Here is a 9,692-nt window from a genome sequence, read left to right as displayed (position 1 = left end):
ATGATGGCGGTAAAGCAAAAATCAATCTATGCGATTGGGTTTGCTGTTATGTTTCTTCTGATACTGGCAGGCTTGATGACCTTTCACGCGAATGCGAGCACGAGCCGTTGGACCGACGGCAATCATGCGGATACGAGCTGGTTCGATAACTACACCGAATTCCAGACGTATACCATCGATACGCCGGCGAAGCTGGCCGGTGTCGCCAAGCTCGTTAATGCAGGGAAAAATGCGAACAACGTACAGATTAACGGGTTTAGCGGTAAAACGCTGGAGGTCAATCAAGATCTGGATTTGTCCGCTTATCTGTGGGTGCCGATCGGAACGGAAGCCAATCCGTTCAAAGGCACATTGATCACGGCTCATGGAGCGACCATTGAAATTAGCGGTATGAAGATCAGCGACAATACGATGTACAGCGGTTTTATCGGGTACATGGACGGTGCGACGGTGGGCGGGTTCCATTTTACGGAAACCGGCGCCATTTCGCTGTCTTCGGTGACTTCCGACGTCTACGCGGGCACAGCGGTCGGCAAGATGGTTAACAACAGCATTTTGTACGATATTACAAGCAATGTGCCCGTTACCGTCGATTCGTCGAACCGGGATACGTATGTCGGGGGAATCGTAGGTCAAGGCGCAGGCACGTTATCCAACCTGAGAAATAACGGCGCGGTGACCGCGTCCGGGGGCAACGTGTATGCCGGAGGCGTTACAGGCAGCGTATATGGGAAAATGGTGAAAATATGGAATACCGGAGCGCTTAATGCAACGGGCAAAGCTGACCAGTCCGTGTATGCCGGGGGCATTGTCGGTTATTCTCCTCTATCCATAGCGATGAATCAAGACAATACGATCATATCCAACTCGGGCGCCGTAACGGTTGCCGGAGGCTCGAAGCTGTATGCCGGAGGTATTGTAGGCAAGGCGAACGGGGTATTGAACTTCTCAGCGGCAACCACCAACAGCGCTGCGGTTACGATCAACGCTCCGGCGGCAGCCGGAACGTATGTGGGCGGGCTGGCAGGCTCGCTGGGCACCGGGAATGCGGATTTGCCCTTCGGCAACACCGGAGCCGTTACGAATAACGGCGGAACGGGCGTCCACACGGGCGGGCTCGCCGGCTATATCGAAGGCGCCTTTTCCTGGAAAAAAGGCTATGTGAACAATGTGGCGGTTACTGCGATGGGGAAAGACCACGTCTATACCGGCGGTCTGTTCGGATATGCAACAGGCGACCTCGCCTTGAACGGAGCCGGCAAAAATACGGGGGCGATCCGCGTATCCGGCGCGCTGTCCGGTCAACCGGATGAGGCGTATACCGGCGGCTTGATCGGTTACGCCGAGCAGCGGGTCTTGCTTCAGGACGGCAGCCCGTCGGCTTACGAAAACAGCGGAAGCATCACCGTAAGCGGGGGCACGGGCGTCTATACGGGGGGGATCGTTTCCAACCGGGCTTATGCAAGGACGGATGCTACTCAAACGTCGACGGTAGAAACGAGCAACGTCTCCAGCGTCGGCAATTTGACGGTCAGCGGGAAAACGAAGCTGTATACCGGGGGATTCATCGGCATGGTCGGCGCTGACAGCCCGGATAAACAAATCACGAACGTTTCGTTCGCAAGCGACATTACGGTCACGGCCGCGGCGTCCGCGCCCGGCAGCACGATCAGCACGGGAGGCGTCGTCGGTTATTTCGCCGGAGGCGGAACCGTGAGCGGAGCTTCGTTCAAACGGACGCCGGCCGGGGTTGTCGACGGGGTGCCGACCTATAAGGGCGGTACGATTACATCCACCGGAGGCGGAGCCGGAACCTATGCCGGCGGGATTGCAGGCTATGTCGACGGCGGCTCCATTGCGGGAGCCAACGTAGGAAATACGGCCGGAAGCTACACGCAGCTTGTCTCCGACGGCTTCGTCGGCGGCGTTGCGGGGTATTTGAACGGCAGCGTCAGCCATGCGGCCGTTCAATATGCCGGCGTGACGGTGCAAACCGCGGACGGCTTTGCGGGCGGCATTGCCGGTACGGCGCAGGGCTCCATTAGCGGCGCAACGGTCGGGGATGCGGCCGCGGCTGGCAGCGACAGTGTGCAGCTTGCCGCTGCGGCAGGCATCGACCGGCTGACGGCCGGCGGCATCGTCGGGCGCAATGAAGGGCCGCTGGCGGTGACGGACGCCCTAGTTACCCGCATCGCTCTGTTGAACGAAGCGGGAAGAACCGATTATAGCTTGGGCGCGGTAGCGGGCGTATTGACGCCGGAAGCGCAGCTTGGGGCTGCGGGATCGCCGCTGCAGGTCAAGCAAATGGCTATCGAGGTGAACGCCGATAACAGCCAAGTCGGCGGAGCGGTCGGCGTAAACCGCGCGCATCAGGCGTTTCTATCTATCGAAGGCGTGACGGTCGAAATCCCGGCTAACGGCATCAAGTTCGGCGGCGCTGCAGGCGTTCAAGATACGGCCCAAGGCAGCGAAGCCGCCGACGGCTTCGTCATCAAGGCAGAAGATATCGCCGTTACGGCGGCGGGAGATCATCTTCAGATCGGCGGATTGTTCGGGCAAAACCGCAGCGTGGCTCCGAAGGGCTTGGCCGAGAACGTGCGCGTAACCGCATCGGGAACGGCGAACCAAGTCGGCGGGATTGCCGGTAACAATACCGGAACGATCGCAGGCGCGACGGCCAAAGCGCATCAGCTTGAGATTAACGGGGAAGCGAGCGAGGCCGGGGGCATTGCCGGACGTTCCGAAGCTCCTGACGGGAGCGCGTCGCCGGCTGTCATCAGCAATGCGTGGGTTCATGCCGGAGAAGGAACATTGATCAAGGCGACCGGAGTAAGCGATGTGATCGGCGGCATTGCCGGATACGCCGAACGTACGGAGATCAAGGATTCTGTCGTTGACGCCGCGCTTCCCGATTACGCTACGCTATCTTACGACGGAGTTAACACGATAGCGGGAGGCATCGCCGGCAAAATCGAGAACGGCAGCATTACCGGCGATGCAAGCAAGACGAATGCGGACAATGTGTTTATCGTCGGATCGGCTGCCGCAGCATCGTCTTATGCCGGCGGTATCGCGGGCTATAACGATAAAACCCGGGTGGAGAAAGTGTTCTCCGGCTCGGTCAATTTGGTCATCAGCGGCCCTAATGCGGTCGTCGGCGGCATGACAGGCTACAATCTGGGCACAGATACCGCCGTTATTATCAATAACAACACGGATGCGCTCAGCTTGAAGGTTACTCCTACGGCGGCTTCGCCGATCGTCGGAGGGATCACCGGGATCAATGATCGGCGCGCGGGAGATCCGAGTGCCGAACCGGGCAAAGCCGTCAGCACGATTCAGAACAGCCGAATCGTCGGTACGATTCTGGTCAGCGCGGAGTCCGCGGTGACGGGCGGTCTGGTCGGCGAGAACCGGAGTCTGATCGCCAATAACAGCATTTCCGATAAGATATCGGTGACTTCCGAAGGAAACTCCGGTATCGTCGGCGGTCTGGCCGGTTTGAATACGGAAAACGGCATCTTGTACTACACTTATTCGAATGCCAATCTGAGCATTGCGGGCGAGCATACGATGGGCGGAGGCTTAGCCGGCGAAAACCGGGGGCAAGTGACCGCATCCTATGTGGACATTGCGATTACGGGCAATGCGCACGGGGTCGCGGGAGATTCCGTCTATTTGGGCGGACTCATCGGACGCAACAGCGGCAATGTCGACAAGTCGTACTCGGTTTCCACCGTGACCGCGCGCGGCAGTTATTCGATCGTCGGCGGCTTGGTCGGCGAGCATGCCGCAGGCGCGATTACGAACTCTTACGCGGCCAAAGAGGTTATTGCCGGAGCCGACCATTCGTATGCCGGAGGACTTCTCGGCCGAATTACGAACGGTACGGTAACGACGGCCTACTCGGCGGGCAAGGTAACTGCGGCCGAAGGCTCGTATGCGGGCGGCTTTGCCGGACGCTACGATAACAACAGCAAAGAACTGCTGTATAAAGCGTATTACGTAAAAGACGTAGATAACGACATCAACGGGGATTTACCGGATTTTGCGGACGGCAGCTTCCTCTGGCTGAACGCGCAGGCGCGCCTCACCACGATCCTCGCTGCAACGCTGAAGGACCGGAGCTACTTCCCGGGCTTGTCCGGCTGGGATTTCAATACGATATGGAGATACGGATCGCTCGATGCCGAGTATAAATATCCCGAACTCATCCGCACTGCCAATGACGGAGGAGAGACGGGAGGCGGCGAAGATGTCAATGCCAATATCAACTGGTACGTAAGAGATAAGGGAGCAATCACCTTCGAAGTGAAGAGCGAGGCTGAGCTTGCCGGACTCGCGGCGATTGTGAACGGGACGATTCCCGGCGTCTCCCAGTTCTCTTTCGAAGGAAGAACGATTAAGGTCGTGAAGCCGATTCACATCCAGTCGAAGCAGTGGATACCTATCGGGTTTAATGAAGAAAGCGCGTTTCAAGGCAGTTTTGACGGCGGGGATCAATTGATCGACGGTCTGACCTTGACGGCTCCGGCGAACTCCCTGTATTCGGGGTTGTTCGGAGTCATCGGACAGAAGGCCAAAGTGGACCGCGTCAAATTGGAGCCTTTATCCGTGACCGGGCAGCAATATGCAGGTTCGCTTGCGGGATTGAATAAAGGCGCGGTGTCCCATATCAGCGTCAAGCTGACGGGCAGCGCCGCCATCAGCGGAAGCACCGCGGGCGGCATGATCGGCAAAAACTCAGGAACGCTCTCTGAGCTCACTCTGAGCTCGGAAAGCGGAGCACGGGTTGAAGCGACCGGAACGAATCCGATTGCCGGAGGGTTTATCGGCGAGAATACGGTTGCCCTTCATCCGGGTATCGTCAAATTCACGACGATCGGCGGCAATGTCGCCAGCTCTGCGGCCAATGCGACGATCGGCGGACTGGTCGGCAAGCAAGCCGGCGATGTCAGCGGTCTGAGCATCGATACGGCGGCGCAGCTGTCCGCTTCGGGAGCAGGCAGCACGGCGGGCGGTTTGATCGGCCAGTACGTATCCGGCAAAGCGGACGCGCTCCGTCTGTCCTTCACAGCGGATAGCAAGCTGGAAGCGCCGGGAGCAGGCTCGATCCTCGGCGGACTCATCGGGCAATCCGGCGCCGATAACCCGATTCATCAAGCGGAGGTTGCAGCTGCAGCCGACACTTGGGTTATGACGGGCAACGGAACGGTCGGCGGCATCGTGGGAAGCAAGGAAGGCCAAGGCATTAGTGCGTTTGACCTGGATCAGGTGAAGGCGGGTCAGCTCAATCTGGCTACCTACGACTCCAGCGAGAATGCGGTGCTCGGCGGCATTGCGGGCAAGCTTGCTCATGCGGCCGTGCGCGACGCTGCGGTGAGCGGCGTTCTGCGGGCTGCGGGAAAGAGCGTTGCAGCAGGCGGCATCGCAGGGCAAGCGGAAGATTCGATTCTGTATATGCTTGACGTGAAATCGGATATTCACTCCGTATCCGGAGCGGGCGATGGTATCGTCGGCGGCGTTGCCGGGATGTTGTCTTCGAGCGACGTCAACAAGAGCTTCGATTTCGGCAAGCTTGCTCCTTTCTACCAAGGGGTGTACAACGCTTCGGTATCGTCCGGTGCGATTCAAGCCGCCGGTACGGATAACGCCGGGGATCTGTACGTCGGCGGCATCGCGGGCCGGAATGATACGGCTTCCATCTATCATTCCGTATCTGCCGCGCCGATAGCCGTCAGCGGAGGGAAGACGGTCTCCGCCGGCGGAACGGCAGGCTTCAGCAGCGGCATCATCGTCAGCACGGCGGCGCATAACGGCATCGCAGCCGATACAAGCCGCGTCTATCATGTCGGCGGCATAGTCGGTCAAGCGGCAGGCGGCGAGATCCATTATTCGAACGCCGTATCGGCGGCGGGCGAGAAGATTGCGGTTGCCAGCGCCGTGACCAAGCCAGGGATGGTACCGGCTGCTCATGTCGGGGGCTTTGTCGGAACGGCCGATAATACGTTATTCGCCGATTCCTTTGCCGATATTCCTGTACAGGTCGTGTGCGATAATCAGGACAATACGATTTACGCAGGCGGCTTTGCGGGCCTGCTCGGCGATCTCGATCCGGCGGGCTCGGGCACGATCAAGCGGGCGTATGCCAAAGGGACCGTCGACGTTCAAGGCATCACGGGCGCGTACGCGGGCGGCTTCGCCGGCTCCGCGGACCGTTACGGGATCGAGGGCGCCTATGCTGCGGGCAGTGTGGCGAATGCGGGCTCCGATACGAGAACCGGCGGCTTCGCGGGGATCGTCGAGAGAGCGGCAAGCGTGAAGAATGCGTACGCGGTGCAAGGGAAGGTGGCGGCGAGCGGCGTCAATTATGCGAGCCGGTCTTATACCGGCGGCTTCGCCGGCTATAACGACGGCGTGATCGAGCGCGCGTATGCGGGCACCGCAGACGTTACGATGAATGTGAGCGGGGCCAATGCGTTCAGCGGAGCGCTGATCGGTTACAACTTCAGGAACGCAAGCGTAACCGGGTCCTTCTATCTCGGCAAGCTGGAGCCGATCGGGCGCAGTCTGGCGGCCGCGGAAGCGGCGAAAGCGGACAGCGATCTGACAAGCTCTTACGGCTTCGGGCGCTGGAACTTTGACGTCGACGCATCGTTCCTGAGCCAATACGGCTCCGCGGACATCGCCGTTCAAAGCGGCAGGCAATTCGTAGGCATCGTGAAGCTGTACAATGATGCGGACACGACGTATTACCGTCTGTTCAACCGGACGGCGGATGCCGGACCGGCGCTGAATCATCTCGCTCTCGGAGCGGATATTTCGCTGGAAGGGGCCGCTTGGGAACCTTTCGCAGCGTTCCGGGGCGAGTTCGACGGCCAAGGAAAAACGATCCGCGGGCTTCAAGGCACGGCGGAGGATTCCGCGGCTTACGGCTTCGCGGCCGAGAACTACGGAACGATCAAGAACGTTATCTTCGCCGAAACGAACATCACGGCAGGGACGAATACGGGGATTGTCGCCGGGATCAACCATGCGGGAGCGACGATCAGCGGCATTGCCATTAGCGGTTCGGTGAAGGGCGCGGATTATACCGGAGGCGCAGCCGGCACGAATGAAGGCACGCTGACCAATATCAGCATCCCGTCCCTGAGCGTAACCGGCGGGGAGTATATCGGCGGCGCGGCAGGCTTAAACAAAGGCATGTTGTCCGACATCGGCATTCAATCGCTGAACGTAGCCGGAGCCGGGTATACCGGCGGGGTAACCGGAGCCAATGAAGGCGAGCTGACGAAAGCGAATATTCAATCGGTGAACGTCACCGGCGCCGGATATACCGGCGGTGTGGCAGGAACGAATGAAGGCGAGCTAACGCATGCCGACATTCAATCGGCGAACGTCACCGGTTCCGATTATACCGGCGGCGTTACCGGAGCCAACGGCAATAAGGTGGCCGAAGTGAACGCTCAAGCCGTAATCGTGACCGGGGCGAGCTATATCGGCGGCGCAGCGGGCAGCAATAAGGGCACGCTGTCGAACGTCGGCATTCAAGCTCTGACCTTGACCGGCAAGGACAATATCGGCGGAGCCGTCGGCATCAATAGCGGAAGCGCGGAGCATGTTTCCGTGAACGGAAGCATTAACGCCGCGGGCGGCACGACAGGCGGCATTGCCGGAGTCAATGAAGGGAATATAAGCCAAGCTTATTCCAGAGGCAGCATCGACATGACGAAGGGGGCGCAGCCGGCGGTTGCCGGCGGAATCGCCGGAGAGAACAGGCCGTCCGGCGTCATCGGCGAATCGTTCTCTTATGCCGATCTCACGATTGCGGCGGATCAGGCCACAGCGGGCGGCATCGCGGGCATCAACCGCGGAACGATCGTCGACACATACTATTCGGGACGACTGGCCGCCGAAGGAACTGCCGTTGTGCGGGCCGGAGGCATTGCCGGATACGCCGCAGCGGGCACGATCCGCGATTCGCTGAATGACGGCGAGATCGGCGCGGCGGTGAACGGGCTCATCATTCCGGGCAAAACGTATTTCGGCGGGATTGCCGGGCTGAAGGAAGAGGCGGCTGCGATCAGCAATACGGCCTTTAACAAGCAGATGCTCAAATCGGACACCGCATACTACAGCGCCGCCGGAGTAAGAACGGCGGGGGCGGCGGGCGAAGCGTCCGGATTAACGGCTAAAGATTTGGTTAGCGGCTCGCTGCCGTTAACCCTGAGCAAGGAAAGATGGCAGGCGGTTCAAGGATTTTATCCGCAGCTGGTCGCTTTCGGCGACAGCTTGGCGTCCAAGCTGAGCGCAGCGGCCGTCATTCCGGGAGAGAAGGATACGATTCATCAGATCCGATCCGAGTTCGGACTGACTCAGGATAAGGATGTGGTATGGAGCGCCGATCCGAAGGAGATTTCCATCGGCAGCGCTTCGGGCTCGCTGAAGGGCGCGATGATCTCGTCCGGCAGCGCGGTATTAAAAGCCGCGGTGGGCGGAGAGTCCAGATCGTTCACCGTGAACAAACCGGCCTTTGCGTTTGCAGAGACTGCGCAGAAGCCTAAGGCGGTTTCCGGCAGCAATCCGTTCACGGATAAGACTTCCGTTGCTCTGGCAAGCGATGAAGCGAACGGAACGATCTATTACACGCTGGACGGCAGCGAGCCGGACCGGTGGTCTAAGGTGTACAGCTCGCCGATCACGCTGTACGGCACGACAACGATCAAGGCGGTTACGATTGCGGAGGATAAGGAGCCTAGCGAGATCTATTCCTGGACCTGGACGATGCGCGAGCATTCGCGAGGCGGAGGCGGGGGCGGCGGTTTTGCACTGCCTGCCCAGCCGGAACCGGTTATCACCGCTAAAGTAGGTCAAAAATCGGTTGCGACCGATAACGGCACGCCGGTCACTTTTGCCGTAAACAGCAAATTGACTTTATCGGCGCCGGAAGGGCAAACGATCTACTACACAACCGACGGCACGACTCCGACCAAGGATAGCCTCCGTTATACAGGGGAACTGATCATTACGCGGAATATGACCGTCAAAATGATTACCGATCAAAACGATCAAGTCGTGACGATCGAATGCCTGGTCGAAAACGCCAAGTACGAATTGAAGAGCGACGCCGGTCAAGTGAAGTACATTTCCGGTTACGATAACGACGAGTTCCGGCCGGATGCTACGCTGAACCGTTATGAAATTACGGATATGCTCAAGCCGCTGTTGAATATGGAGGACGTCAACGTTGCCAACATGTTGAGCGATGTTAGCAGCCGCAAGCAAGACGACGTCGCGTTCTTTACATCGGCGGGCATTATCGACGGTTATCCCGATCGTACGTTCGGCGGGGACAAGGGACTGACGAGAGCCGAATTCGTCGTCATTATGTCCAGAGTGCTGAAGCTGGATATTCAAGAAACCGGAGAAGCTTCCTTATCCGACGTATCCGGTCATTGGGCGGAGAAGTATATCAACGCCTTTACAAAAGCGGGCTATGTCGACGGCTTCCCGGACGGCACGTTCCAGCCCGACAGCGAGATGACGAGGGCGCAGGCCGTCGTTCTGATCAATCGTGTGATCGGCAAGGAGAAGCAGGATTTGCCTGCGGCATTCAGCGACCTGCCTTCCGATCATTGGGCTTATCAAGATATTATGGCAGCGAAGAAATAAGCATTAGAACCGGAGAGGCG

At 59.0% G+C, this 9,692-nt stretch carries 1 protein-coding gene; it reads left to right on the top strand.

The window, feature by feature from the left end; translation table 11 throughout:
• The first annotated feature begins 48 nt into the window (after nt 1-48).
• Nucleotides 49-9,672, top strand: a complete 9,624-nt coding sequence (locus SK3146_RS11880) for a chitobiase/beta-hexosaminidase C-terminal domain-containing protein (RefSeq protein WP_249865278.1) — start codon at nt 49-51, stop codon at nt 9,670-9,672.
• Nucleotides 9,673-9,692 lie beyond the last annotated feature (20 nt).

It is taken from the genome of Paenibacillus konkukensis (assembly GCF_023523925.1).
Classification (GTDB): domain Bacteria; phylum Bacillota; class Bacilli; order Paenibacillales; family NBRC-103111; genus Paenibacillus_S; species Paenibacillus_S doosanensis.
The sequence above is the reverse complement of the archived record's forward strand: the minus strand, read 5'-3'. Positions and strand labels throughout refer to the sequence as shown.

What these genes read in the sequence shown, in the direction of transcription:
- SK3146_RS11880 (WP_249865278.1), top strand. Translation starts at nt 49, where the DNA reads ATGTTTCTTCTGATACTGGCAGGCTTGATGACCTTTCACGCGAATGCG.